General features: G+C 70.6%; 26 protein-coding genes. 13 read left to right on the forward strand and 13 right to left on the reverse strand.

The window, feature by feature from the left end; translation table 11 throughout:
* Nucleotides 1–145 precede the first annotated feature (145 nt).
* The gene (locus tag ACFV9G_RS25565; RefSeq protein WP_378731317.1) at nt 146–1495 is read left to right on the forward strand and encodes a DUF222 domain-containing protein; all 1350 of its coding nucleotides are present in this window, start codon (nt 146–148) and stop codon (nt 1493–1495) included.
* Nucleotides 1496–1618: 123 nt separating this feature from the next.
* Nucleotides 1619–1954: a DUF1048 domain-containing protein gene (locus ACFV9G_RS25570; RefSeq protein ID WP_378731319.1), complete on the forward strand. Its 336-nt coding sequence runs from the start codon at nt 1619–1621 to the stop codon at nt 1952–1954.
* Nucleotides 1955–1974: 20 nt separating this feature from the next.
* Here ACFV9G_RS25570 and ACFV9G_RS25575 read toward each other — a convergent pair whose 3' ends face one another.
* Genes ACFV9G_RS25575 through ACFV9G_RS25590 form a run of 4 tightly spaced genes read right to left on the reverse strand, consistent with a single transcriptional unit; the run spans nt 1975 to nt 5619 of the window.
* A complete protein-coding gene (locus ACFV9G_RS25575) occupies nt 1975–2847 on the reverse strand; it encodes a metallophosphoesterase (RefSeq protein ID WP_378731321.1) in 873 nt (290 codons plus the stop codon).
* Nucleotides 2844–3314 (reverse strand): hypothetical protein, encoded by a 471-nt coding sequence (locus tag ACFV9G_RS25580; protein ID WP_378731323.1) that lies wholly within the window; start codon nt 3312–3314, stop codon nt 2844–2846. Before ACFV9G_RS25580 ends, ACFV9G_RS25575 begins: the two co-directional genes overlap by 4 nt.
* Entirely contained in the window at nt 3311–4780 is a 1470-nt protein-coding gene (locus ACFV9G_RS25585) for an FGGY family carbohydrate kinase (RefSeq protein ID WP_378731325.1), read from the reverse strand. Before ACFV9G_RS25585 ends, ACFV9G_RS25580 begins: the two co-directional genes overlap by 4 nt.
* Complete coding sequence (locus ACFV9G_RS25590; RefSeq protein ID WP_378731327.1) at nt 4777–5619, reverse strand: DUF1028 domain-containing protein; 843 nt, start codon at nt 5617–5619, stop codon at nt 4777–4779. The genes ACFV9G_RS25585 and ACFV9G_RS25590 overlap by 4 nt, the downstream gene beginning before the upstream one ends.
* Nucleotides 5620–5805: 186 nt before the next feature.
* Here ACFV9G_RS25590 and ACFV9G_RS25595 point away from each other — a divergent pair, with 186 nt between their 5' ends.
* Nucleotides 5806–7227 carry an APC family permease gene (locus ACFV9G_RS25595; RefSeq protein ID WP_378731368.1) on the forward strand — a complete coding sequence of 474 codons (1422 nt, stop codon included), beginning with the start codon at nt 5806–5808 and terminating at the stop codon, nt 7225–7227.
* A gap of 110 nt (nt 7228–7337) precedes the next feature.
* Nucleotides 7338–8678 (forward strand): class II 3-deoxy-7-phosphoheptulonate synthase, encoded by a 1341-nt coding sequence (locus tag ACFV9G_RS25600; RefSeq protein ID WP_357337291.1) that lies wholly within the window; start codon nt 7338–7340, stop codon nt 8676–8678.
* Nucleotides 8679–8736: 58 nt separating this feature from the next.
* Here the strand turns inward: ACFV9G_RS25600 and ACFV9G_RS25605 are convergent, their stop codons facing one another.
* The 5 genes from ACFV9G_RS25605 to pknB form a co-directional block, all read right to left on the reverse strand.
* The gene (locus ACFV9G_RS25605) at nt 8737–10788 is read right to left on the reverse strand and encodes a family 20 glycosylhydrolase (protein WP_378731330.1); all 2052 of its coding nucleotides are present in this window, start codon (nt 10786–10788) and stop codon (nt 8737–8739) included.
* 135 nt (nt 10789–10923) lie between these two features.
* On the reverse strand, nt 10924–11391 hold the full coding sequence (locus tag ACFV9G_RS25610; RefSeq protein ID WP_378731332.1) for a GNAT family N-acetyltransferase: 468 nt from the start codon (nt 11389–11391) through the stop codon (nt 10924–10926).
* Nucleotides 11392–11399: 8 nt separating this feature from the next.
* The gene (locus ACFV9G_RS25615; protein ID WP_378731334.1) at nt 11400–12356 is read right to left on the reverse strand and encodes a hypothetical protein; all 957 of its coding nucleotides are present in this window, start codon (nt 12354–12356) and stop codon (nt 11400–11402) included.
* 184 nt (nt 12357–12540) lie between these two features.
* A complete protein-coding gene (locus tag ACFV9G_RS25620; RefSeq protein WP_378731336.1) occupies nt 12541–13434 on the reverse strand; it encodes a deoxyribonuclease IV in 894 nt (297 codons plus the stop codon).
* A gap of 2 nt (nt 13435–13436) precedes the next feature.
* Nucleotides 13437–15572: a Stk1 family PASTA domain-containing Ser/Thr kinase gene (gene pknB, locus ACFV9G_RS25625; protein WP_378731339.1), complete on the reverse strand. Its 2136-nt coding sequence runs from the start codon at nt 15570–15572 to the stop codon at nt 13437–13439.
* Nucleotides 15573–15685: 113 nt separating this feature from the next.
* Here pknB and ACFV9G_RS25630 point away from each other — a divergent pair, with 113 nt between their 5' ends.
* Genes ACFV9G_RS25630 through ACFV9G_RS25640 form a run of 3 tightly spaced genes read left to right on the forward strand, consistent with a single transcriptional unit; the run spans nt 15686 to nt 16926 of the window.
* Nucleotides 15686–16057, forward strand: coding sequence for an Rv2175c family DNA-binding protein (locus ACFV9G_RS25630; protein ID WP_378731341.1), 372 nt, complete (start codon nt 15686–15688; stop codon nt 16055–16057).
* A 34-nt stretch (nt 16058–16091) separates the two neighbouring features.
* Nucleotides 16092–16496 (forward strand): ribonuclease domain-containing protein, encoded by a 405-nt coding sequence (locus tag ACFV9G_RS25635; protein WP_378731343.1) that lies wholly within the window; start codon nt 16092–16094, stop codon nt 16494–16496.
* Nucleotides 16497–16503: 7 nt separating this feature from the next.
* Entirely contained in the window at nt 16504–16926 is a 423-nt protein-coding gene (locus tag ACFV9G_RS25640; RefSeq protein WP_378731345.1) for a barstar family protein, read from the forward strand.
* Here the strand turns inward: ACFV9G_RS25640 and ACFV9G_RS25645 are convergent, their stop codons facing one another.
* Nucleotides 16927–18459: a molybdopterin-dependent oxidoreductase gene (locus tag ACFV9G_RS25645; RefSeq protein ID WP_378731347.1), complete on the reverse strand. Its 1533-nt coding sequence runs from the start codon at nt 18457–18459 to the stop codon at nt 16927–16929. It lies immediately after the preceding gene.
* A 103-nt stretch (nt 18460–18562) separates the two neighbouring features.
* Between ACFV9G_RS25645 and sigK the strand changes: the two genes are divergently transcribed.
* The gene (sigK, locus tag ACFV9G_RS25650) at nt 18563–19195 is read left to right on the forward strand and encodes an ECF RNA polymerase sigma factor SigK (protein ID WP_378731349.1); all 633 of its coding nucleotides are present in this window, start codon (nt 18563–18565) and stop codon (nt 19193–19195) included.
* Nucleotides 19185–19862, forward strand: a complete 678-nt coding sequence (locus tag ACFV9G_RS25655; protein ID WP_378731352.1) for an anti-sigma factor domain-containing protein — start codon at nt 19185–19187, stop codon at nt 19860–19862. The genes sigK and ACFV9G_RS25655 overlap by 11 nt, the downstream gene beginning before the upstream one ends.
* Before the next feature lie 116 nt (nt 19863–19978).
* On the opposite strand, the gene ACFV9G_RS25660 is transcribed toward ACFV9G_RS25655, so the two are convergent.
* Nucleotides 19979–21064: a polyprenyl synthetase family protein gene (locus ACFV9G_RS25660; RefSeq protein ID WP_378731354.1), complete on the reverse strand. Its 1086-nt coding sequence runs from the start codon at nt 21062–21064 to the stop codon at nt 19979–19981.
* Between the two features lie 34 nt (nt 21065–21098).
* On the opposite strand from ACFV9G_RS25660, the gene metF reads away from it, so the two are divergent.
* On the forward strand, nt 21099–21989 hold the full coding sequence (gene metF, locus ACFV9G_RS25665) for a methylenetetrahydrofolate reductase [NAD(P)H] (protein WP_378731356.1): 891 nt from the start codon (nt 21099–21101) through the stop codon (nt 21987–21989).
* Here metF and ACFV9G_RS25670 read toward each other — a convergent pair.
* The gene (locus tag ACFV9G_RS25670) at nt 21986–23308 is read right to left on the reverse strand and encodes a phytoene desaturase family protein (RefSeq protein WP_378731358.1); all 1323 of its coding nucleotides are present in this window, start codon (nt 23306–23308) and stop codon (nt 21986–21988) included. The genes metF and ACFV9G_RS25670 overlap by 4 nt on opposite strands.
* A gap of 5 nt (nt 23309–23313) precedes the next feature.
* Complete coding sequence (locus ACFV9G_RS25675; protein ID WP_378731360.1) at nt 23314–23949, reverse strand: DUF4126 domain-containing protein; 636 nt, start codon at nt 23947–23949, stop codon at nt 23314–23316.
* Between the two features lie 197 nt (nt 23950–24146).
* Here ACFV9G_RS25675 and ACFV9G_RS25680 point away from each other — a divergent pair, with 197 nt between their 5' ends.
* From ACFV9G_RS25680 to ACFV9G_RS25690, 3 genes are all read left to right on the forward strand, one after another.
* Nucleotides 24147–24740, forward strand: coding sequence for a hypothetical protein (locus ACFV9G_RS25680; protein WP_378731362.1), 594 nt, complete (start codon nt 24147–24149; stop codon nt 24738–24740).
* A gap of 168 nt (nt 24741–24908) precedes the next feature.
* Nucleotides 24909–25370, forward strand: a complete 462-nt coding sequence (locus tag ACFV9G_RS25685; RefSeq protein ID WP_378731364.1) for an SAV_6107 family HEPN domain-containing protein — start codon at nt 24909–24911, stop codon at nt 25368–25370.
* 49 nt (nt 25371–25419) lie between these two features.
* Nucleotides 25420–26145 (forward strand): methyltransferase domain-containing protein, encoded by a 726-nt coding sequence (locus ACFV9G_RS25690; RefSeq protein WP_378731366.1) that lies wholly within the window; start codon nt 25420–25422, stop codon nt 26143–26145.
* Nucleotides 26146–26266: the final 121 nt, after the last annotated feature.

Below are 26266 nucleotides of genomic sequence, written 5' to 3' on the forward strand. Positions count from 1 at the left end.
CCGATCGAGAAAGATTTCGCCTGTATCGGGGCGGCGGCGAGAGAGTGGCGCGGAGTTCACGTGTCTTGTTCGCTGACTGCGTAACTGTCATCTGAACAGCACAAATAGGTCGCGTGATGCTGGTCGAGCGCATATAATAAGGCGCATGAACGAGACGATCGACTGCCTCCTCGACGGGCCACCACCGGGTGCGTCCGAGGGTGAGTTGGTCGACTGGATCAGTCGCCTCGAACAGATCAAGTGCACCGCCGAGGCCGTGCAGGCGCAGGCGGCGGTACGTCTGGAGGAAGGCGTCCTCGAGCGCCAGTCAGAGGCTGGGGTTCCTGCCCGGAAGCTTGGTGAAGGGGTGGCCTCCCAGGTCGCGTTGGCGCGGCGGGTCTCACCCGAGAAGGGCGCCAAGCTCCTCGGGTTGGCGAAGATCCTGATCAACGAGATGCCGCACACCTTCGCATTGATGAAGGCCGGGTTGTTCTCCCAGTGGCAGGCCACCATCCTGGCGCGTGAGACCGCGTGTCTCTCGGTGGAGGATCGGCGGGTCATCGACCACCGGCTCTGCGCGCCCGGGCCGGACGGTGAGGCGCCGCAGGTGGTGGTGATGGGGCTGCGGCAGCTCGAGAACGCCGCCAAGAAGCTCGCCATCACCCTCGACCAGGCCTCCGTCGTCGCCCGTGCCGCGAACGCGGTCAAGGACCGTCGGGTCAGTGTCCGGCCGGCACCGGACACGATGACCTGGCTCGGTGCGCTGCTGCCGGTCAAGGACGGCGTCGCCGTCTTCGCGGCCCTCGACCAGGCAGCCAAGGCGGCTGCGGCAGCCGGTGACCAACGCACTCGTGGTCAGGTCATGGCCGACACCCTGGTCGACCGGGTCACCGGCCGCAGCGCGACCGGTGCCAAGCCTCGGATCGAGGTCAAGATTGTGATGAGCGCCGACGCCCTCGCCAACGACGGCGACCAGCCCGCCATGGTCGAGGGCTACGGCCCCGTCCCCGCAACCTGGGCACGCGAAGCACTCAACGACGCCGAGGTCTTCGTCCGCAGACTGTTCACCGACCCGGCCGGGCAACTGGTCGCGATGGAGTCCCGCTCACGGAAAGCCCCCGACGGGCTGGCCGAGTTCATCACCACCCGCGACGGCGGGATCTGCCGCACCAACGGGTGTGATGCCCCGATCCGCAACATCGACCACATCCAACGCCACGCCGACGGCGGGACCACCAGCGCCGCAAACCTCCAAGGGCTCTGCGAACGATGCAACCAGGCCAAAGAAGCCCTCGGCTGGCAGGCCAGACCAGGACCCGACGGCAGCATCATCACCATCACACCCACCGGGCACACCTACACCAGCCCACCACCCGACACCTGGCCACCGTACCCACGGCCCGACATTCGGTCACCGGAGTTACCACCCGACTCTCGGGCACCGGACCCAGCGTCACTGTCACCCGCCGAGCTCAGGCTGCGCGACCTGATCCTCGACCTCACCCTGGCGGCCTGAGGGTCGCGACCGGTGGAAAGTTTCTTCGGATCAGTGCTTGACCCTGACGCTGCGTCAGGCCTGCACGCTTCTTCTACGGCCCCAAACGGGGCCAAGAAAACGACCCGACGAAGGAGCATCAACATGAACAACATCCTCACCCGCCTGATCGGTGACAAGAAGGACTGGAAGCGCATGGAAGCCCGCGCTGCCGAACTGCCCGCCGACTACCGCACCGTCTATGGCGAGATGAAGAGCTACATGTGGCGCTTCACCGCCGGCGACGGCATGGACATCGTCGAGATCTTGCGCGAGGTCCTCGACCAGTTCGAGACCGAGGCCGCCGCCGGACGCAGCGTCATCGAGGTCACCGGACCCGACCTGGCTGCCTACTGCGACGCCCGGCTGCCCGAGCAGCACGACGCCTACCGCAACAAGCTGCGAGCGAACCTCAACGAGGTCGCCCAGAAGCTCGCCTGAGGCCGGTGAGGACCCTGACCTCAGTCCTCGTCGATGACGTCCTCGCCCGAGGCGGGGTCGTAGAGGTAGACCTGCTCGCCCGCACGGGGGTCGCGGGCGGAGAGCACGTGGAAGGTGGGGGAGGCTGGGTCGGCGAGGTCGACGACGGTGGCGCCGGCACCGAGCACACCGCGTACGAGATGTGGGGGTGCGGTGGTGTCGATGCGGGTGACGACGCCGGGGGTCACCCAGACGGGTACGCCGGCGAGGAATCCGCTGACCTGGAAGTGCAGGTGTCCGGCGAGGATGGCGCGTACGTCGCTGCTCCGCACCACCCGGCCGAGGGCGGAGATGTTTCGGAGGACGACGTCGGCGACCCACGGGAGGGAGGCCAGGTGGAGCGGCGGATGGTGCAGGACGAGGACGGTTCCGTCGCGGGTCGGCGTCGCCAGCTCGTTCGCGAGGCAGGCCAGCTGGTGCTCGTCGAGGAAGCCGTGGGTCTCGCCGGGGACCAGGCTGTCGATGGTGACGATCCTGAGGTCGCCCAGGAAGCTGATCGCCGCGCACAGGTCCGACTCCGGATCCAGCAGCCGGCCGCGGTCGCTCCCGTCCGGGTCCCGGTGTCCGCTGCCGAGCACCTCGCGGAAAGGGCCGCGGGCATCGTGGTTGCCCGTCGAGTAGAGGTGCGGGATGCCGCGCTCGGCCGCGAACGCGCCCACCCGCTCCAGGACCGCGCCGCAGCCTGCCGCCGAGCCGTCATCGGCGATGTCGCCGCTGACGACGACGGCGTCCAGGCCGGGCACGTGACGGGCGTCGCGCAGGATGCCCTCGAGAGCGGCGATGGCGTCGACACCATCCATGTCGACGCCGCTCGCGGAGACATGGGTGTCGGAGAGATGCAGGATCCGGGTCATGTGGTGAAGGCTGCCATGCGGACCTCGGCGACGCCGTCGCTCTCGCTGAGGACGGCGACGTCGAGGTAGTGGGCGTCGACCTCGTCGCCGACCTGGGTGAGGTCGACCTGGACGCAGGCCACGGCGTCGGCGGTGCAGCCGGTCTCGCCGAGCACCGGGGAGCCGGGGAGGCGAGCGAGCCAGGTGTCGAGGTCGGCCCGGGGGACCGTCATCGCGCCATCGATCTGCCAGTCCTGGAACCCCATGTAGGTGCAGGAGGCATGCGAGCTTCCGGCCGGGAGATCGGAGAGCCCGACCGCCTGGGCGAGGTCGACGCAGTCGGCGGGCGCGGCCTCGCCCGACTCACCCAGGTCCGTGCCCACCCAGGCGACCAGCCCGACGAGCCCGACTCCCGCGACGACCACGAACACGGCGCCCGCGACGAGCAGCCAGGCCCACCACGGAACGCCGCGCCGCGCGGTGCTCATGCCCACTGTCGGGAGCGCTCGACGGCCCTGGTCCAGGAGGCGTACGCCTCATCGGCCGCATCGCGACGCGACGTGTCGGGGGAGAACGTGCGGTCCAGGGCCCAGGTCTCGCGGATCTCGTCGAAGGAGGACCACACGCCGACCCCGAGGCCGGCGAGGAAGGCCGCGCCGAGACCGGTGGTCTCGACGTAGCGGGGCCGGGAGACGTCGACACCGAGCTGGTCGGCCTGCAGCTGGCACAGCAGGTCGTTGGCGGCAGCGCCGCCGTCGACGTTGAGCGAGGCGACGGGAGTCGGCATGGTGGCCATCACGTCGCGAACCTCGAAGGTGATCGCCTCCAGGGTCGCCCGCACGACGTGGGCGCGGGTGGTGCCGCGGGTGATGCCGATGATCGTGCCGCGGGCGTCGGGGTCCCAGTGCGGAGCGCCCAGACCGGTCAGGGCGGGCACGAACACGACGCCCTCGGACGAGGTGACGGTGCTCGCCAGGGCCTCGGTCTCCGCGGCAGACCCGATGATCTGCAGGCCGTCGCGCAGCCACTGCACCGCGGCGCCGGTCACGAAGATGGAGCCCTCCAGGACGTACGTCACCTCGCCCGAGGGTGACATCCAGCCCGGCGAGGTGAGCAGGCCGGAGTCCGATCGCTGCGGCGTGGTGCCGGTGTTGGTCAGCACGAACGAGCCGGTGCCGTAGGTGCACTTGGAGTCGCCCACCTCGAACGCGGCCTGCCCGAACAGCGCCGCCTGCTGGTCCCCGGCCACCCCGGCGATCGGCAGCGAGAGGTCCAGGAAGGAGCGCGGGTCGGTGACCACGCCCTCTCCCCAGTTGGGGCCGATCTCCGGCAGCGCGTCGCGCGGCACCCCGAACAGGTCGCACAGCTCGTCGGACCAGTCGTTGGCGCCGATGTCGAACAGCAGCGTCCGCGACGCGTTCGAGACGTCGGAGACGTGGTGGAGGCCGCGGGTCATCCGGGCGATGAGGTAGGAGTCGACGGTGCCGATCGCGTAGCGGCCAGACTCCACGTGCGCCCAGGTGTGCGGCTCGTTCTCACGTATCCAGGCCAGCTTCGTCGCGCTGAAGTAGGGGTCCAGGCGGAGCCCGGTCAGCTCCCGGACACGGGCGTCGTGGTCAGCCATCGAGGAGCACATCGCGGTCGTGCGCCGGTCCTGCCACACGATCGCCCGCCGCGGCGACCCCAGCGTCTCCCGGTCCCACAGCACGACGGTCTCGCGCTGGTTGGTGATCCCGATACCGACGAGGTCGTCCTTGCCGTGGGCCGCGAGGACCGTACGGCACGCCTCCAGGGTCGCCTGCCAGATCCCCTCGGGCACGTGCTCGACCCGGCCCGGGCTGGGGAAGAGCTGGTCGAACTCCTCATAGCCCCGGGCCGCGACCTCGCCCTTCTCGGTCACGATCAGGGCGGTGACACCGGTGGTGCCGGCGTCGATGGCGAGGATCGCGCTCACTGCGACGTCCTGACGATGTCGAGGATGCGCCGGTCGATCCAGGACAGGTCCTCCGCCACCCGCATCTCGTAGTTCTCGGTGGCGACCCAGGCGAGGAAGCCCGAGGCGCCGTTCGCCGCGGCGTACGTCTCCACCTCGGCCTCGATCTCGGGGGTGACCTGCACCTTCTCGGCCTCGGTCGACGCGGTCAGGTAGAAGTCGCTGAGGTCCAGGAGCCGCTTCAGCTCGGTGATCGGCGCCGCGTGGTCGTCGACCCGGAGGTCGGCCGCGATGTCGTCGTTGCCGCCGTAGCCGGCCTCCTCGCGCACCACCAGGAGAGCCGCGCTCTGCCGCCCGCGGCTGTCGCCGCCCGCCTCGTCGCCCGCGGCCAGGGCCGCCAGCAGCCGGTGCTGCAGCGGCTCCTCGGGGGAGGAGGCCAGCCAGGCGGCCTCCATCGCCTCGACCACCTCGGGGCCGGTGAGGATGTTGCCCTGGATCGCGTACGCCCCATTCTCGGTGGAGCCGGTCCGGCCGCCCGCCCAGTCGAAGCAGGACGGTCCGGTGTGGGATGCGGCGTTGCCGTCGACATCGACGATCCCGACCTGACGGTGGTCACGTCGCTCGTCCTCCTCCAGCAGCCTCTCGAGGGCGACCGAAGCGGTTGCACCCTCTTCGAGGTGGGCGAGCGCGAGACCCTTGTAGGCGACGTTGGCCTCGGCCTGGGTGGCGATGGCTCCGACCCCCGCTACGGCGGCCGGGACGGCCGATCCGACGGCGAGGAACTTCGAAGCGACGGCCACACCCCAGGTGGGCTCCCCGGTGCCTGGATCAACTGCTCTGGCGACGATGGAGAAGGTCATGGCGCGACCCTATCCGCGAAATTTCGTCCGGTTACGGCGTGTTTACGAATTGTCGTACACCTGACGGCGAGCTTGGGCTTTGATTGAGGGATCCCTTCATCCCAATTTCGGAACTGAGTTTCGAACGTGACCAGGAAGGACATCATGACAACCCTGGCGAAAGAAGAAGCACCCGAGTTGAAGAGAGTGATGGGGCCCTGGCTCCTTCTGCTCTTCATCGTCGGTGACATCCTGGGAGCCGGCGTCTACGCCGTCACCGGGACCATGGCCGGCTACGTGGGCGGCATTCTGTGGCTGCCGTTCCTGCTCGCCTTCGTGGTGGCCACCATGACGGCGTACTCCTACTTGGAGCTGGTGACCAAGTACCCCAGCGCGGCAGGCGCCGCGCTGTATACGCACAAGGCGTTCGGCTTCCACTTCCTCACCTTCATGGTCACCTTCGCGGTTGCCTGCTCGGGCATCACCAGCGCGTCCACCTCGGCGAACACGCTGGCGCAGAACTTCTTCGGCGGGCTGGAGATCAACGGCTGGATGGATGCGCCCGGCGAGGGCGTCGTCACCCTGGTCGCGTTGGGCTTCATGGTCCTGCTCGCGCTGATCAACCTGCGTGGCGTGGGCGAGAGCGTGAAGTTCAACATCGTCCTCACCCTCGTCGAGATGATCGCACTGTGCATCGTCATCGGCGTCGGCTTCTACGTGATCGCCCAGGGCGAGGCCGACATGGCCGAGCTGGTCTCCTTCGACGACTACAACAACATGGGCGTGGTCTTCGCGGTCACCGCGGCGACCTCGGTGGCCTTCTTCGCGATGGTCGGGTTCGAGGACGCGGTCAACATGGTCGAGGAGACCAAGGAGCCGGAGAAGATCTTCCCGCGCACCATGTTCATGGGCCTGGGTGCAGCCGCGCTCCTCTACATCCTGGTCGCGGTCTCGGTCGTCAGTGTGCTGTCCCCCGGAGAGCTCGAGACGATCCGTGAGTCCGAGGGCCGGGCCCTGCTCGAGGTGGTCGCCAAGGGTGCTCCCGACTTCCCGATCGACAAGGTCTTCCCGTTCCTGGCGGTCTTCGCCGTCGCCAACACGGCGCTGATCAACATGCTGATGGCCAGCCGTCTGGTCTACGGCATGGCCAAGCAGCGGGTGCTGCCCAAGCAGCTGGGCGCGGTCCTGCCCGGCCGCCGCACTCCCTACATCGCGATCATCTTCACCACGCTGCTGGCGCTGGGCCTGATCTGGTACGTCTCCAGCGACCCGGACAGCAACATCGTCTCCAACCTCGGCTCCACCACGGCGCTGCTCCTGCTGTGCGTCTTCGCGATCGTCAACATCGCGTGCCTGGTCCTGCGCAACCGACGGGCCGACACCGACAAGGTGTTCTTCACGGCGCCCAAGTACCTGCCGCCCATCGCCGCCATCCTGTGCATCTACCTGGCCGGCCCGTGGGTCGACCGCGACGGCATCGTCTACGAGATCGCCGGCGGCCTGATGGTCATCGGCGTGATCCTGTGGGCCATCACCTGGCTCGTCAACAAGTTCGCCAACAAGGACGACGAGCCGCCGCACTTCCAGGACATCGAGCACATGGACGTCAACCCCGAGGACGACAAGTAAACCGATGACTTCGGTCAGGGCCGGCGTACGAGCTGATGAGGGCGTACGCCGGCCCTGCCGTGTCTGAGATGACTTCGTAACAACCGGGTGATCCGCGTACCCTGAGGCTCGTGAACGACGCCTTCCCCTCCCTCGAGCAGCTGCACGCCATCGGAGCCCTTCAGCAGCCGACCTATTCCGACCCGGTCGCCCTGGCCGCGGCGGTCGAGAAGCTGAGGAACCAGCCGCCGCTCGTCTTTGCGGGGGAGTGCGACCAGCTCAAGAGCTCGATCGCCGCCGCCGGCCGTGGTGAGGCGTTCATCCTGCAGGGCGGCGACTGCGCCGAGGTCTTCGCCGAGGCGACCGCCGACAACACCCGCAACAAGCTGCGCGTGCTGCTGCAGATGGCCGTCGTCCTGACGTACGCCGCCTCCGTCCCGGTCGTGAAGATCGGCCGTCTCGCGGGGCAGTACGCCAAGCCGCGCTCCTCCGACATGGAGACCCGCGACGGGGTGACCCTGCCGGCCTACCGTGGCGACGCCGTCAACGGCTTCGAGTTCACCGCCGAGTCCCGCATCCCCGACCCGCAGCGGCTGCTGGACGTCTACCACGCCTCCTCCTCGACCCTGAACCTCGTGCGCGCGTTCACCACCGGTGGCTACGCCGACCTGCGTCAGGTGCACACCTGGAACTCCGAGTTCGTGCGCAACTCGCCCGTCGGCGCGAAGTACGAGGCGATGGGCTCCGAGATCGAGCGCGCGATCGCGTTCATGGAGGCCATCGGCGCCGACCCGGAGGAGTTCCACCGGGTCGACTTCTACTCCTCCCACGAGGCGCTGCTGCTCGAGTACGAGCACGCCATGACCCGCATCGACTCCCGCACCGAGACGCCCTACAACGTCTCGGGCCACTTCGTCTGGATCGGTGAGCGCACCCGTCAGCTCGACGGTGCCCACGTGGAGTACTTCCGCCACCTCAACAACCCGATCGGCTGCAAGCTCGGCCCCACCGCGACCCCCGACGACGCGCTCGCGCTGGCCGCCAAGCTCAACCCGAAGAACGAGGAGGGCCGGCTCACCTTCATCACCCGCTTCGGCGCGGGGAAGGTGCGCGACGGGCTGCCCGGGCTGGTCGAGAAGATCACCGCCGAGGGCGTCAACGTCACCTGGATCTCCGACCCGATGCACGGCAACACCTTCTCCACCTCCAACGGCTACAAGACCCGCCGCTTCGAGGACGTCCTCGACGAGGTCCAGGGCTTCTTCGACGTCCACCACGCCCTCGGCACCGTCCCCGGCGGCATCCTCGTCGAGAACACCGGCGATGACGTCACCGAGATCATCGGCGGCGGCGAGGAGCTCGACGAGGCCGGCCTCGTGCACCGCTACGAGAGCGTCGTCGACCCGCGCCTCAACCGCGTCCAGTCGCTGGAGATGGCGTTCCAGGTCGCGGAGATGCTCCGCAACAAGTAGTCCCGCACGCCGAGCCGGCGCGCCCTGCGAGGCAGGACGCGCCGGCTGCGGGGATCGGTCAGCGGACCCTGACCGTGAACGTGGCCGTGCGGCCGTCCGAGGTCGTCACCGTGCCGGGATAGGTGCCCGGGCGCGCATAGCGGTGCGACGCGCTGATCCGGTAGACGCCCGCGGCGTGGAGCCCGTCGCGCGGGGTGGTCGCGGTGAAGGTCGCGGGTACGCCGGCGGTGCCGTCACCGAAGCGGACCGTCGCGCCGAGCGCGCCCGTGAGCGCGGAGCCGCCCAGGCCGTCGGCGTCGTCGACCGCGTCGACGGCGACCGTGGATCCGTCCGTCTTCGTGCCCGGTGCGGCGAGCAGACCTGCCGCGATGGTGGCCGAGGAGCCGTGGCGTACGACCGCATCGGTGCCGGTCACAGCGGTGGACCAGGCGGCGTGGCGGCCGTCGTAGAAGTTGGTGCCGGCGGTGTTGAGCCGGGTGCCGACGTCCGCGACCCGGCGGGCGAAGTCGGCCCCGTCGCGCAGCGACTCCTGGGTCCAGCCGACCTCCCCGTGCGCGAGGGCGCGCGGGAACATCATGAACTCCGCGTTGCTCACGCCACGGATGGTCTCCGACCACAGCGGCGCCTCGGTGCCCAGGATGTCATCGTCACCGACCCCGGGGACGACGTTCTCGGGGCTCCAGGCGTAGTAGTCCGGGAAGTCGCACGAGCCCGAGCACGCCCAGGACAGCCCGATCGGCGTCTTGGGGTTGTACTTCATGTCGAGGTACGACTTGTTGCCCGGTGAGACCAGCAGCTTGGCGCCGTCCTCGGCGATGGCCCGCTTGGCGTGGTCGGTGGTGCCGGCCCAGTACTGCACCCCGTCACCGGGGGAGAGGGTGGTCTCGGCGTACTCGTTCCAGCCGAGCGTCTTCTTCCCGAGGTCGTGCACGATGTCCACGGCCCGCTTCTCGAAGTCGACGTAGCCCTGGTGCCCGTAGCGGGCGGTCATGGCGTGCGACTCGTCGCCACCGATGTGCAGGTAGTCGCCGGGGGTCATCTCGGCCAGCTGCGTGAAGACGTGCTGGACGAAGGTGTAGCTGACCTCGGCGTACGGGTCGAGATAGGAGTAGCCGACGTCGATCGTGCTGTTGACCGGCGCCACCGGCTCCGCGGCGGTGCCGGTGTGGCTCGAGCCCGCGGTGTTGAGCTGCGGGATCGCGTGCAGCGCCGCGTTGGTGTGGCCCGGGATGTCGACCTCGGGGACCATCTCGATCTCGCGCTCGGCCGCATAGGCGACCAGGTCGCGGTACTGGGCCTGGGTGTAGTAGCCGGTGTGGCCGTCCAGGGCCTGGTAGGGGTTGGAGGTGACCGCCGTGCCGCCCGACTCCCGCGTCAGCGCCGTGTAGTCGATGTCGTCGCCGGCCGCGCGCCCCTCGTTGGTGATCTGGATGCGCCAGCCCTGGTCATCGGCCAGGTGGATGTGCAGGACCGACAGCTTGGCGGAGGCGGCGGCGTCGATGATCTGCTTGACCTCGTCGACGGTCTGGAACGACCGGGCGACGTCGAGCATGATCCCGCGGTAGCCGAACCGCGGCGCGTCGAGGACCTTCACCGCCGGTACGCTCCACGTCTGGTGCACGCGTACGGGCGAACCGGCGAAGGCGGGGAGCAGCTGGCGCAGCGTCTGGGTGCCGTTGAAGAGCCCGTGCCGGGTCGCCCCGATGATCCGCAGACCTGAGCGGCCGGAGGAGAGCGCGTACGCCTCGGGGTTGCCCGCCACCTGGCCGTAGTCGGCGCCGGGGTCGATGGCCAGCTGCAGATCGGTGGGCTTCGGGCGCGTGGAGACGACCGGCAGGGCGTAGCCGGTCGACGTACGGAGCGTGGTGGCGAGCAGGCGCCCGACCGCGGCTGCCTCACCGCGGGCGACGATGCGCGCGCCGGGGGTGAGGACGAAGTCGGGGCCGGACTGCTCGGTGACCTGCACCGGGAGTGGGACCAGGCCCGGGACAGGGGTGTCGGGAGCGGAGGCGGAGGTGGGGACGGATGCGGTGGCAGCCGGGGCAGCCATGGTGACGAGGCAGCCGGCGAGGCTCAGAGCGGCGACTGCAACGAGTAGTGAGCGAGACATTCAACATTCCTCTCTGCCGCGGCGACGCGGCGAGTATCAAGAAGTTGTGCTGCTCTCGGCGAGCGTAGTGACGCGCCGGCCGGCCCGACAGGGGATTTCGTAAATTCGCTCAACAAATTAATTCTGGCCCGGCGCTCAGCCCCTTGCCCACGCGAGCTGCATGATCTCGTCGCCGTCGTGGAGGATGCTGCGGTTGCTGGTGTCGGTGAAGCCGGTGCGCTCGTAGAGGCGCTGGGCGCGCCGGTTGTCGGTGCGGGTCCAGACGCTGAGGCCCTCCCAGTCGCGTGACTGGAGGTCGCGGATCATCTCGGTGCCGACGTGGGAGCCCCAGACGGCGGGGTCGACGAAGACCATCGAGATGTGGCCGTAGCCCGGCAGGGGTACGCCGTCGACGAGGTAGGTCTCGGCCACCAGCATCCCTGCCGGACGGGCGCCGTAGTGGGCGAGCAGCGCCAGCTCGGCGGCGTCCAACTTGTCGCGGACCCGGCGGATCCGGGCCTCGGTGGCGGTGCGTCGGCGGGCGGCGTTGGCTGCCTGCCAGACGTCGAGCGCAAGAGCGCGCTGCTCGTCGCTGCGGATCTCGGCGACGATGATTCTCGGCATCTAGGGGGCTACAGCGTCATCAGCCAGATGCCGAGCACGAGCATCACGATCATGAAGATCGCGCCCACCCACAGCAGCACGATCCAGGTCGAGGGGTTGTCCTCGGCCTCGGTGGCCATCAGCGAGGAGACATACTCCTGCTGCGCGCCGTAGTCGCCGAAGTCCTGCTCGAGCGGCTCCTGCTCGCCGACGTAGCCGTAGCCGGTCTGCCAGTCGCCGGCGTTCTCGGTGGCGTAGGCGTCCTCCGCATAGCCGGTCGCGTAGGCGGGCTCGGTCTGGTGGATCTGGTCGTCCACGGTCTCCCGCTCCTGGGGCGGCGCCCAGTGGCGGGCCTGCCCGTTGTGCGACTCCTGGACGAGCATCCCGGAGGGCTGGACGAAGGGCTGGTACGCCGCCTCGACCATGGCCTCGGAGACCGGCTCGGGCTCGGGGACGGGCTCAGGAAGGGGACCCGGCTCCGGGGTCGGGTCGGGTGTCGGCTCCGGGTCGGGGACCGGCTCGGGCTCCGGGACCGGGGTCGGCTCCGGGATGGGCGAGGGCTCCGGGATGGGCGAGGGGTCGGGGATCACGGCCTGCTCCGCGGCGGCCGGCTCGTGCGCCGGCGGCGGAGTGGTCGGCGGCAGGGCGGTCGGCGGCGGGGCGGTCGGCGGCGGGGCGGTCGGCGGCGCGTACGCCGGGCGGACCACGGTGGTCCCGTCGGGCTCGTCGTCGGTGTCGAGCTTCTCCTCGACGGAGGGCGCCTGGCGCCTCGAGGTGCGCTCGGTGGGCTCGTCGTTCGGGGCCGTGGAGGCCGCCGACGATGCCGGGCCCGGCCTGTCGTCGTCGCCGTAGGCGCTGATCCGAGGCAGGCTCAGTGAGGTCTGCTCCGCGTCCGGCACGTCCTCGACTGCCTCCGGGGCGGTCGACTCGACGCGTTTGCGGATGACGGTGGACTCGTTGGGCTCGTCAGCTTCAGCAGCGGACACGGGTGGCGTCCTTTCCTCTACATCGGTGGAGTCAGCCTCGGCTGTTCGGTCGGGCTCCTTGGCAACCTCGAGACCACACATCGGGCACGCCGGCTCATCGGACAGTCGGTGTCCACATTGTGCGCAGCTGCTCATGCCACCCCCATGGCGTCGAAGATCACTCCCGTGCGTTCCCAAGCCTAGGTCACCGGCCTTGACCTTGGGCCGATGCCCGCAGATCGCGGAGCAGCGGGATATCGGGGTTGTCCGCGTCGCGAGAGCCGGGAGTCTCCAGGATGAAGGGGACTCCGTCGGTCGCCGGATGCGCGAAGAGCTCCTCGAAAGCCGTCGTGCCGATGTGGCCGCGGCCGATCTGCTCGTGGCGGTCGAGGTGCTTGCCGCGTACGTCCTTGGAGTCGTTGGCGTGGATCAGTCGGAGCCGGCCGGGGCCGCCGATCTCGACGATCCGGTCGACGCACGCGGTGGCGCCACCGGGCTCGTCCAGCGGGGCTCCGGCGGCGAAGACATGGCAGGTGTCCAGGCAGATCCCGGCCTTGGGATGGAAGTCGACCGCCTCCAGGTAGGCCGGCAGGTCCTCGACGCCGGCACACAGCGAGCGCCCCTGGCCGGCGGTCGGCTCCAGCAGCAGCCAGGGCGCGTCCTCGGCGGAGATCTCATCGAGCACAGGAAGCAGCGCCTCGCGCACCTGCTTCATCGCGGCGGCGTACTTCTCGCTCGCATCGCCATCGGGCGAGACGAACGAGCCGGTGTGGACCACGACCCCCTCGGCGCCGATGTCGGAAGCGCGGCGGAGGTTGTGCGCGACCAGGGCAGCCGACTTCTCGTACGTAGCCGGGGTCGGCGAGCCGAGGTTGACCAGGTAGGGAGCATGGATGAAGGCACGCATCCCGCGACGCTCGAGCTCGGCCCGGAACGCCTTGTCCTCGGCCGGCTTCCCGGCCGAGTGCGCCCAGCCGCGTGGGTTGCCGACGAAGATCTGCAGGGTCTCGCCGCCGACCGCGTCGGTGTTGGCGAGGGCACCGGCAACGAGACCTTTGCCGACCTGTACGTGGGTGCCGATCGGGTTTCTCAGTGTCAAGGTCAGTTCAGCCAGATCGTGATCTCGGAACCGTAGGGAGCCTCGCCGCTCGCCGGCTCCTGACGGGTCACGTAGCCGAGGCCGAGGTTGATGCCGGCCTCCGGCTCCTCCTTGACCTTGAACCCGGCGGCCTCGAGGGTCTGCCTGGCGGTGGCCTTGTCGGCTCCGACGACGTTGGGAACCGCAACGGCTGCGGGGCCCTTGGCGACCACGAGGGTCACGGTCTCGCCGCGGGGGAGGGTGCCGGAGTTGGGGCTCTGGCTGAGCACCGTGCCCGGCTGGATCTCCTGGCTCTCCTCCTCCTCGATCTCGACCTTCAGACCGTCGGCCTCCAGCGACTTCTTGGCGCGCTCGGCGCTGCGGCCGGTCCAGTCGACGATGGCGACGGGGGCCGGGCCCTTGCTGATCACGAGCACGATCGCCTTGCCGGGCCGCACCAGGGTGCCGGGGCGCGGCTGGGAGTTGATGACGTGGCCCTCGGGGACGTTGTCGTTGAACTTCTCGATCGGGTCGCCGACGCCGAGGCCCAGGTCGCGGATCTCGTCCTGGGCGTCGTCGGCGAGCATGCCCTTGACCTTGGGCACGGAGTATTCCTCCACGCCCCTGCTCACGCTGATCTCGACCGTCGATCCGGGCAGCGCCTTGTCGTCGCGGCCGGGGTCGGAGTCGATCACCACGCCCTTCTCGACGGTGTCGGAGAACTCGGTGTTGGCCGAGACCTCGAAGCCGGCCTCCTGCAGCTGCGTGGTCGCCGCGGCCTTGCTCAGGCCCGCCACCGAGGGCACCCGCTCGTAGCGGCCGTCGATGAACCACCACAGCCCGCCCGCCACCAGCGCGACGGCCACGACGGCGGCGCCGATCGCGATCGGTCCCCTCCACGTCGCCGGCATGCTCCAGCGCTGCTTCGGCTGCGCGGGGGTCGGCGCGATGCGTACGTTCTCCTCGGGCTCGCTCAGCGAGAGCCGAGCGCCCGCGGGGAGCCCGACGCCCGGAGGCGGTCCCTGCGGACCCGGGGGACGATTCGGCGGAGGTCCGGGCGGTCCGGCCGGCCCTGAGGGTCCCGACGGGCCGAGGCCCAGCGCGGGCAGAACCGCGGTCGTCTCGGAGCCGGACTCGTCGTGGGACCGTGCCGGGGAGTCGGTGCCGGCGGCGCCCTTGTCGGGCGCGCCGGCCCTGGGGAGCGCCAGGTCGGCGGTGAGGTCGGGGTCGTCGAAGATGCCCGCGGACAGGGTGGCCATCACGCGGTTGACCATGCGCAGCAGCACGCCGGCGTCGGCCGGGCGCAGCTCGGGGTCACGGGCGGTCGCGCGGGCGACCAGGGCGTCGACGTAGCGCGGGATGCCGGGGGCGGCCTTGGAGGGCGGCGGGACGTCCTCGTGGACGTGCTTGTAGGCGACCTCGACGGGCGAGGGGCCGCTGTGCGGCTTGCGGCCGGTGAGCAGCTCGTAGAGCACGACGCCGGCGGCGTAGACATCGGTGCGCGGCCCGGACCTGGACTCGGTGACCAGCTCGGGCGCGAGATAGGAGACGGTGCCGACCAGGTTGCCGGTGGTGGCGTCGTTGGAGTTGTTGTTCATCACCCGGGCCAGGCCGAAGTCGGCGACCTTGACCCGCTGCGAGATCGAGGCGGCACCGGTGGTGATGAGCACGTTCTCGGGCTTGATGTCGCGGTGCACGATCCCGATCGCGTGGGCCGCGGTCATCGCGCTCAGGATGGGCTCGATGTAGGCCAGCGCCTTCGCCGCGCCCAGCGGAGCCTGCGAGGCGATGGTGTCGCGCAGGGTGTGGCCCTCGATGTACTCCATCGCGAGGAAGGCGATGCCCTCGTCCTCGTCCTGGTCGTAGACGGCGACCACGTTGGGGTGGGAGAGCTTCGCGGCCGACCTGCCCTCGCGTACGAACCGCTCGGCGAAGTTGCCCTCCTCGTCGAGGTCCTGGTGCATGACCTTGACCGCGACGATGCGGTCCAGCCGCATGTCGTGGGCGACGTAGACCGTCGCCATCCCGCCCTTGGCGACCTTCTCGACGATCCGGTAACGCATCGCCAAGACCTTGCCCAGAAGGGGGTCGGATGCGGTAGCCGAGCTTCCGCCGTGGCGCCCGATGACGTCGTCACGGGGGTCCGCCTCACTAGCCACGCGATCCTCCTGTCTCCGGTTGGAGAAGTATTCCGGACCGGGCAATGGTACGGACCAGCGGGTCCCCCTCACGACTTTCCGGACCGGCTACCCGGGCCGGTAATGTGATTGTTATGAGCGATTTGCGGTTGGCGGAGCAGGATCTGGGTGTCCTGGTTGAAGAGTGGATCGACTGGGCCACGGCCGCGTCGCAGCTCGGCGTGACCGTGGGGAAGGTGCGCACCATGATCCGCGAGCACGAGCTCGCCGCGGCGGTGCCTCCGGGGGTGAAGGGCCAGCACATCCCGGCCCTGTTCATCCAGGACGGTCTGCCGGTCAAGGGTCTGGGCGGGCTGCTGCACGTGCTCCACGACGGACGCTACGACGACCGCGAGATCATCGCCTGGCTCTTCCTCGACGACGACCTTCCCGGACGCCCGATCGACGCGCTTCGGGAGAACCGCGGGTCGGAGGTCAAGCGCCGGGCCCAGGCCATGGCACTCTGAGGGCTGCCCGTTCCGTACGTCTCGGAGGAACCTCGTGAGGTCGAAGTCTGCCCTGGTCGGTCTGCTGCTCGCCGTCCTGATGGCGCTGGTCGCCGGATGCGGAGGCGCAGCCGGCTCGGGTGAGGGCGGGAAGGCCGGCACCGACCCCGAGAGCGGGCTCGCCTGGATCGCCGAGTCCGACCTGCCGCCGGAGGGCGTGGAGACGCTCGAGCTGATCGACGCCGGCGGCCCGTTCCCCTACCCGGGCAAGGACGGCAGCACCTTCGGCAACCGCGAGGGGATCCTGCCGGAGGAGGCGTCGGGCTACTACGCCGAATACACGGTGCCGACGCCTGGCTCCGATGACCGGGGTGCGCGGCGTATCGTCACAGGCGAGGGTGGGGAGTTCTACTTCACCGAGGACCACTACGAGTCGTTCTCACGGATCGACCGGGGGTGATGGGCAGATGAGTGGACTGGCAGGGCTCCTGGCCGGGAAGGTCGATCCCGGCGTGTATCGCTGGCACACCGAGCTGGCGGCGGCCGATCTCACCGAGTCGGTGACCGGCGCGGGCTGGGCGCTGGCGCAGATCGCCGACGTGGCCGAGACCAAGGACGAGGTGCTCGGAGCCATCGGCGCCGCGCTGGGGTTCCCGGCCCACTTCGGCCGCAACCTCGACGCGCTCTGGGACTCGTTGCGCGACCTCGCCGCGCCCACGGTGCTGCTGTGGGAGACGTGGGGGTGCGCTGCGTACGCGGATCGTGCCGGCTTCGACAAGATCGTCCGGGTGCTCCAGGACCGGTCGGCCGAGATCTCCGAGGACCGGCCGGCGTTCACCGTACTGCTGCGCGGGGACGGTCCGGACACCGACCTGACCGACCTGGGCTGATCAGCCGACGTTGACCGTCCGGGTGGGGTAGCCCGAGGCTCCGTCGGGAGCGGGCGGCGCCTCGTCGGCGGTCTGCGGAGTGCCGGTGCGGTCGTACGCCCTCGCCTGGATCCGGTGCTCGCCCTCGGTTGCGTCCCAGCGGTAGGTCCACTGGCGCCAGGTGTCGATGCTGTCCTCGGCGGCGAGCGTGGCGGGCTGCCAGGGGCCGTCGTCGATGCGTACCTCGACCTTGCTCACGCCGCGGTGCTGCGCCCAGGCGACACCGGCGACGGTCACCTCGCCGGGCATGGTGTCCTCGCCCGGGAGGTCGATGCGGGACTCGGTCTTGATCGGGCCCTCGGCGGACCAGCCGCGGTCGGTCCAGTAGGCGCGGAAGTCGTCGAAGCGGGTGACCTCGAGGTCGGTGAGCCACTTGGTCGCCGAGACGTAGCCGTAGAGGCCGGGGACGACCATGCGTACGGGGAAGCCGTGGTCCGGGGTCAGCGGCTTGCCGTCCTGGGCGATCGCGAGCAGGGCGTCGCGACCGTCGGTGAGCGCCTCGAGCGGGGTGCCGATGGTGATGCCGTCGGCACCGGTGGACTTCACCGCGTCGGCGTCGGGGGAGAGGCCGGCGCGCTTGAGGACGTCGCGGATGCGTACGCCGGTCCAGGTCGCGTTGCCGATCAGGTCGCCGCCGACCTCGTTGGAGACGCAGCAGATCGTCACGCGGCGCTCGTAGAGCGGCATCGCGAGCAGGTCCTCGTAGGTGAGCTCGACCGGAGTGTCGACCAGGCCGTGGATCTTGAGGCGGTAGTCGGTGACGTCGACGCGTGGGGTGAGCAGGGCGATGTCGATGCGGTAGAAGTCGTCGACGGGGGTCAGGTGGGGCGTCAGCCCGTCGATCCGGAGCTCCGCGCCCGCCGGGAGGGGCGCGGCGGGGGAGACGGCCGCCGGGATGGCCACGTTCGTCGCCGGGAGCCGGCGTCCGGTGATTACCTTGGCGCCGACGCTGCCGGCCGCACCCACCGCGGTCACGGCCGCGGCGGCGACGAGGAACCTGCGACGGTCGAAGCCGTCGGGTGCCTCTGCCTCGGTGGGCGGGCCGTCGGTGTCGCGCAGCGGCCGGATGAGGAGGATCAGTGCGGTGATGCCGACCGCGAGGCCGATCACCAGCGCGACGATCCCAGTCGTCCCGTTGTCGGCCCGGTCGGCCAGGAGGGCGGCGATGTCGATGGCCCCGAGGAGCAGCAGCATGCCCACGCCGAGGGCGGGGCGGCGTACGGCCAGGGCGCCGGCGACCCCGAGCAGGACCAGCGTGACCAGTCCCACGCAGGCGAGCAGGATCGGCTTGTCGGCGGTGCCGAAGGTGGCGACCGCCGCCTCCTTGAGCCAGCGCGGGGTGAGGTCGATGACCCGGTCGCCGAGCGCGAGCAGGGGCGAGGCGCCGCCGGCGAGGGCGGCGATGAGCTCGGCGACGCCGAGGCCGAGTACGCCGGCGGCGATGCCCGCGAGGGGGCCGTACGGAAGACGTCCGGGGTGATTGCGGGATGTCATGCTGTGGGTTCGTGGCCGATCGTTGGTCGGATGGGACCAATCCTCCCACTCTTCGGCTGCGAACCTGTGACGAGATCTGTCATCCGTCGGAAAAGGGGTGCGCATGCGGAGAGCGCTGCGGGTCGTGGGCGAGGAGTCGTCACCGGACCCCGATGACGACCTGGACCCGGCGGCGGCGCTCGCCGCGGTCGCCGGTGGCGACCTCGATGCCTTCGGCCGGCTCTACGACGACCTGGCGCCACTGGTCTTCGGCGTCGCCCGGCGGGTCGTGCGCGACCCCTCGCGTGCGGAGGAGGTGACCCAGGAGGTGTTCACCGAGATGTGGCGCCAGGCGGCCCGCTTCGACCCCTCGCGTGGCTCCGTCCGGACCTGGGTGCTGACGATCGCGCACCGTCGCGCGGTCGACACCGTGCGCTCCACACAGGCCTCGCGGGCTCGGGAGGAGCACGTCGCCAGGCGTGAGCCGGTGGACGTCGCCGGCCCGGAGGACGCCGTCGTCACGGCGTCGGAGCACGAGGGCGTACGCCGCTGCCTGGACTCCCTCACGCCCCTGCAGTCCCAGGCCGTGCGGCTGGCCTACTACCAGGGCTTCACCTATCCCGAGGTCGCCGAGCTGCTCGGCCGGCCGCTGCCGACGGTCAAGTCGCGGATGCGGGACGGGCTGATCCGGCTCAGGGACTGTCTGGCCGAAGCGGAGCCCGAGGCATTGGGTGGGGAGGCTGGTCATGGCGCCTGACGTGCACGGCCTGGTCGGGGCCTACCTCTTGCACGCGCTGGACCCTGGTGAGCGAGCAGAGGTCGAGGCACACCTGGCTGCCTGTCCCGACTGCCGGGAGGAGGTCGACTCGCTGCGGTCGGCGACCGCCTCGCTCGCCGGGCAGGTCGCCGAGACCCCTCCGGCATCGCTGCGCGCCCGGGTGGTGCGTACGGCCTCGGAGACGCCGCAGCTCCCGCCCGTCGTCGCCGGGGGCCGCTCACGTCGTCGTCGGTTCGCGGGCCTGGTCGCCGCGGTCGCGGCCCTGGTCATCGGTGTCGGCGTGACGGTCGGTGTGGTCGTAGGAGGCGATGACCCGCCCGCGATGACCGCCGCCGAGGTGATGTCGGCCCCCGACGCGCGGATGCACAAGGAGGAGACCTCCGACGGCGAGCTGATGGTCGCGATGTCCCACGAGATGCACATGGTCGCCGTCGACACCGCCGACCTCTCGCGCCCCGACGGGATGACCTACCAGGTCTGGTGGCACACCGACGCCGGCATGGAGTCCGCCGGCGTCCTCGACGAGGAGATGTCCGTCGCCGTCCCGGTCGAGGACGGCGACCTGATGGTCACCATGGAACCCGAGGGTGGCTCTGACAAACCCTCGGAGAAGGTCCTCTTCCAGATGCCCGCCGAGCGTCTTTGACACGCCGAGGCGTCAACTAGGACGGCCGAGGCGTCAGGTAGGTCGGACGAGACGGCATCACGTGACGTCTCGGCCGACGGGAGTGACGCTTCGGCCGACCGGGGTGACGCTTCGGGTCAGACCGCGCGCTGGGTGGCGGCGGTGGCGAGGGCGCGGAGGACCTCGGCGGCGTTCGCGTCGAGGACGCCTGAAGCCTTGGCGTCGTCGAGGGCGGTGAGACCCTGGCCGGCGAGCTCGGTGATGGTCTTCTCGACCTGCTGCTCGGCGCCGGAGGCGGCGATGAGCGCACGTAGCGCCGCGACCTGGTCCGCGTTGAGCTCTTGGCCGAGGGCCTGGTCCAACAGGTCGGCGTCGTCGGGGGTCGACCCGGCCAGGGCGAGGGCCACCAGGACGGTGCGCTTGCCCTCGACGAGGTCGTCGCCGGCGGGCTTGCCGGTGACCGAGGGGTCGCCGAAGACGCCGAGCAGGTCGTCGCGGAGCTGGAAGGCCTCGCCGACGGGGAGACCGTAGGCCGACAGCGCCTCGATCTGCTCCCGGGAGGCTCCGGCCAGAGCGGCGCCGACGTGGAGGGGGCGCTCGACGGAGTACTTCGCCGCCTTGTAGCGCACCACCTTCATCGCCGCCTCCACGTCCGCCGCGCCGCGCGCCTGGACGGTGATGTCGAGGAACTGCCCGGCGATCACCTCGCTGCGGGTGTGGTCGAACACCGAGAGGGCGGCGGAGGTCTCGGAGCTCCCGAACCCAGCGGTACGCAGCAGCTCGTCGGACCAGGTCAGCAGCAGGTCCCCGAGGAGCACGGCCGCGGCGTCCCCGTAGGCACGGGACCGGCCGGGCCAGCCCGCGGCGGCGTGGTCGGCCTCGAACGCGCGGTGCGCGGACGGCGCTCCGCGCCGGGTGTCGGAGTCGTCGATCACGTCGTCGTGGACGAGCGCCGAGGCCTGCAGCAGCTCGAGCGCGGCGGCTGCCCGTACGAGCGACTCCTCCTCACCCGGCGAGGGTGAGGGGTGGACTGCGTGGAAGCCCCAGTAGCAGAACGCCGCCCGCAGCCGCTTGCCGCCGGACATCGACTCGCGAGCCCGCCGCAGCAGTGGCTCGACCTCGTCGCCGAGCGGAACCAGCCGCTCGGACTGGGTCTCGAGAAAGGTGTCCAGCGCCCCCTGGACGCGACGGCGGAATTCATCGGCGTCCCACGTTTCATTCACTCTCCGAGCCTAGGGCACTCACTACGATGGCCCGATGGTGACTGGACGTGGACGCTCCCTCGCGGAGCTGATCAACCAAGGCGAGCGCTCGTTCTCCTTCGAGTTCTTCCCGCCGAAGGACGAGGCCGGCGAGGAGCAGCTGTGGAACGCGGTGCGCGCACTCGAGCCCTACCGCCCCACCTTCGTGAGCGTCACCTACGGTGCCGGCGGCTCGACTCGTGACAAGACGGTCGCCATCACCGGCCGGATCGCCGCGGAGACCGAGCTGCTGCCCGTCGCACACCTGACCTGTGTCGGTCACACCCGTGACGAGGTCGCCGGGATCCTGGACTCCTACGCAGCGAAGGGAGTCGCGCACGTGATGGCGCTGCGCGGCGACCCCGCCGAGGGGCCGCGCGCCGAGTGGACCCCGACCCTGGGCGGCCTCGACTACGCGATCGACGTGGTGAAGCTGGCCCGCGAGCGCGGCGACTTCCGCATCGGCGTCGCCGCCTTCCCGGAGGGCCACCCGAGCGCGGAGTCGCTCGAGGCCGACGCCGACGTGCTGGTCGCCAAGGCGAGGGCCGGCGCCGAGTTCGCGGTCACCCAGATGTTCTTCCGCGCGGCGGACTACTTCGGCCTCGTCGACCGCGTCCGTGCCCGCGGCGTCGACATCCCGATCCTGCCGGGGATCATGCCGATCCTGAACCTCGCCGCCATCCGGCGCCAGAGCGAGCTGATCGGCGCCGAGGTCCCCGAGGAGATCGTCGAGCGCCTCGGTGCCGCCGGCCCCGAGCCGGCCGACATCCGTGCCGAAGGCATCGCCGTGGCCGCCGAGCTGTGTCAGGAGCTCCTCGACGGCGGCGCGCCCGGGCTGCACTTCTACACGCTCAACCGCTCCAAGGCGACGCTGGAGATCTTCGCCAAGCTCAACGTGACGGTCTAACGAGCGGGCCCGATCGACTGCGCGACCAGCGCTGAGGAGAGGCCGGCGTACGGCAGCCCGGAGCCGGGGGTGGCGTGAGCCCCGGCGGCGTAGACGTTAGGGAGAGGGGTGCGCGGCCCGAGGCGCTGGAACACCGTCGCGCGGCCCGCCCACTTCACGCCCAGCGGTGACCCGCGCCAGCGGCGTACGAGCTCGGCGGCGCCCAGGTCGACACGGTGCACGACGTGCTCGCGCAGATCGATCTTGTGGCGCGCCAGCGCCAGCAGGACGTCCTCCATCAGCTTGCCGTGGGAGTGGATCGTCCAGGCGTGCTGTCCCTCGGGGGCGAGCCCGCGGGTGCGCACGACCAGGGTGGGCTCGCCGTGGAGCACCAGCTCGTCGGGAAGATCGACCAGATGCTCGGGCAGCGAGGAGAGCCCGAGGTGGAACGTCATCGGCGGGATCGCCGGCAGCGTGCGGTCCACCAGCGGCCGCAGGGCCGGCAGCGAGCGCGGGTCGAAGGCGACCACGACCGCTCCGTCGGCACCGAGATCGATCTCGCCGGAGGTGGTGGTGACCGCGACCGCCCGCCCGTCGCGTACGACGATGTCCTCCACGCGGGTCGCGGTCTGCACCGAGACCCGGCGGGTGGCCATCCGGGCGGCGAGCACCTCCGCGACGACACCCATCCCGCCCTCGACCCGCCAGGCGCCGAAGCGCTGCTCGAGATAGGCGGTGAGTCCCGCCCAGGCAGGTACGTCACGCAGCTCCTGCCCCGCTGCGACGAACGGGTGCGCCGCGACCAGCCGGAGCCGCTCGTCCTTGAACGTCTTGCGCAGCCGCTTGTGGAGGGTCTCGCGCGACCGGAACCGCTCCGCGACGGCCGAGGGCAGCGCCGAGGGCTCCCACGGGACCTCGAAGTAGTGCTGGCGCAGCACCTCCCAGTCCTCGCTGAACCTGGCGACGTAGTCGGTCCACTGCCGGCCCATGCCCGGGCCCAGCTCGTCGAAGGCGGCCAGCTGGGCGCCACGGGTGGCGCCGGGCACCGAGACCGAGGTCTTGTCGGAGAACCGGTGCTCGCGGATGACGTCCATCGGCACCAGCTCGAGCTCACGCTCCGCGGGCCGCCCCGACTTGCGGAACAGGTCGCGCATCACCGCGGGCAGCAGCGTCGAGGTCGCCGAGGCGTCCCAGGTGAACCCCTCCTCACGCACCGGCACCAGAGCGCCGCCGAGCTGCCCGGAGGCCTCGAGCAGGGTGACCGAGTGGCCGAGCTTGGCCAGCCTGGCGGCGCTGGCCATCCCGGCGTACCCGCCCCCGAGGACGACGACGCTCGTCACCTCGTTCACTGGACGGGGTAGGGCCTGGTAGTGCCGTCCGATGGCCCCTCCGGCGGCGGGGCGCCCCGTCTTCCGCGCCGGGTCAGCTTGCGCCAGCCCCCGCGAACGGCGCGGAGGAGGAGATACATCAGCACCAGACCGGCCGCCAGCAGGACCGCGGCGACGCCGGCGGCGGCCAACGGGTGCTCGGTCGCGAACCAGACGACGCCGAGGACGAGCCCGTCCTCGGCCAGGCTGACCACCGAGTTGGAGACCGGCTCGGGGGAGGAGTTGACCGCCAGCCGCTCGCTCGCCTTGACCAGGTGGGACATCAGCGCCGAGGTGCCGCCCACGACGCCGCCGACGGCCGCGCTGAGCGAGTCGGCCTCGCCGGCGAGCAGAACGCCGATCACTGCGCCGATCGTGGGCCGGATCACCGTGGAGATCGAGTCCCAGGTGGAGTCGACGTAGGGCACCTTGTCGGCGACGAACTCGATCGCGAACATCGCCCCCGCTGCCGCCAGCACCGGCCAGGTGCCGAGCACGTCGGGGATCTCCTCGGCCCCCGTCGTGCGCTGCACGACGCCGAGCACCAGCACGACCAGATAGGCGTTGATGCCACTGGCCCACCCGCTGGAGAAGGTCAGCGCTAGAGATTCCATGGGGACATCTTGGCGTACGACACCGACATCCGAGCCTGCGACCGCGGCGACTGAGCTTGCGAAGCCGCGAAGCGGGTCGAGACCGAGTCGCGTCGGCCCGAGACCAAGCGCACGCGATCCGTATTTACCTCCCTTGTGCCCCGTGCGGCAGAATGGGCTGATCAACGCAGAGTTCCCCCACCTCGCAAGGAGACCGGATGACCATGACGACACCCGACGAGAACGAAGGTGTGGTCGTGAACGAGGACCTGGAGACCACCGTCGAGGTGGCAGCCCTCGCTGCTGAGCCCGTGCCGCGGGAGATGACGTGGGCGGTTCGGCTGATCGTCGGTCTGATCGCGTTCAGCGCCGTGGTGGTCGTGGTGATGGTGCTGCGTTCCGACGACCTGGTGCGTGCGTGGGCGGAGGGCAACGCCTCGGCCAAGCGCATCCTGGAGACCGAGGGGCTCGAGGCCCTCATCAACCCGCCGAACGACAACCGGGTCAGCGCGCCGGCGTTCATCGCCCCCGCGATCACCCTGTTCGGCGTGATGGCCATCATGCTCGGCGTCCTCACGGTCTTCCTCCGCAACGGCTTCGAGTGGGCCCGCATCGTGATCACGTTCCTGGTCTTCATCTCCGCTGTGGCCAGCGTGGGCGGCATCCTGACCGGACCGCCGGTGATCATCAGCGTGCTCACCACGATCGCGATCGTCATCGCCGCGGGGCTGCTGGTGGTCATGTGGCTGCCGGCCAACACCCGCTACATCCACCCGCCGCACCTCATTCGCGGCGCCGTCGCCGAGGACTGAGCGACCCCGGCAGCGCTCGACACGCCCCGCCACCGAAACGTCTTGTGACTGTCGGTGGCGGGGTGTAGTTTGATCTCGTGTTCGAACAAATGTTCGAACAACCAGGCTCTGGCGGGCGTCGTCCTCGACCCCCGACGCCCGCCGGAGCCGTCCACTGCGGGGTCGACCGTGAGCGAGAAGGACGACCCGATGCATCTGCTGCCGGCCACGACGCACAGCTACCTCTTCCGAGCCACCGAGACCCTCGCGGAGGCGATCGTGGCCGACGACGTGCCGAGCAGGTACGCCATCGCTCATGTTGCCGCCCTCCAGGCCGCCGCCGCGCTGATCGCCGCCCGCGCCGACCCCGTCGAGGCCGCGAGCCGCGCCGGGCGCCGTCGTCCGTGGAACGCGTGGGTCCGGCTCAAGAAGGTCGCGCCGGAGCTCTCCGAGTGGGCCGACTACTTCGCCGCCGGTGCTGCCAAGCGTGCCGCCGCGGAGGCCGGCTCGATCCGGGCGGTCACCGCGGAGGAGGCCGATGAGCAGGTGCGTGACGCCGACCGGTTCCTCGCCGTCGTCGAGGAGTCGCTCGGGCTGGTGGCCCACACCTCTGCGGCCACCCGGCTCGGGCACGACCGCCTCGTGGGCTGATTCAGGTGTGGCGTACGCAGGGTGGGAGGCAGGGCCTACGCTTGGCCCCATGTCAGCTGGCTCCGCTTCCACCAGTCGCCGGGCAGGCGCCCGGACCGTCGCCGTCTGGGACGCGCTCGACCCGGTCCTGGCCTCCGGCCCGCGCGACGTCCTCGACATCGGCGGCGGCACCGGCACCTCAGCCGTACGCATCGCCGCCCTCGGCCACCGGGTCACCGTCGTCGACCCCAGCCCCGACGCGCTGGCCGCGCTCGACCGCCGGGCCCGCGAGGCCGGGGTCTCCGTCGACGCCCGCCAGGGAGACCTGGCCGCGCTCTCCGACGTCGCCGACCCCAGCGGTGCCGACGTGGTGCTCTGCCACGGCGTCCTCGAGGTCGTTCCCGACCCCGCTGCCGCACTGGCGGGGATCCGCGAGGTCCTCCGGCCCGGCGGCACGCTCAGCCTGCTGGTCGCCCAGCGCACCGCTGCGGTCCTCTCCCGTGCCCTGGCCGGCCACTTCGCGCAGGCCGCCGAGCTTCTCGACGACACCGCGCCGCAGGGACGCTCGGGGCGGCGGTTCGCCCTCGACGAGGTCAGCGGGCTGCTCGAGGCGGCCGGGTTCTCGGTCACGGATGTTCGCGGGGTGCGAGTGTTCGTGGATCACGTTCCTGGGTCGCTGCTCGATGTCGACCCGGCGGCGACCTCTGCGCTGGTCGATCTCGAGCAGCGGGCTTCTACTCGCGCTGACTATCTGCCGCTGGCTTCGCAGTTGCATTTGCTCGCTTCGCTTCGCTGACGGCTCGCTTCGCTTCGCCGGGTGGCGCCGACGCGGCGCAAAGGTCCCACCTCCGCTAGCGCTCCGGCGTGACATTTGCGCCGAGTCAGCGCTGGTCCGCGTCCTCGGAGGATCGGGGTGC

The organism is Nocardioides sp. NPDC059952 (assembly GCF_042730435.1).
Taxonomy (GTDB): domain Bacteria; phylum Actinomycetota; class Actinomycetes; order Propionibacteriales; family Nocardioidaceae; genus Nocardioides.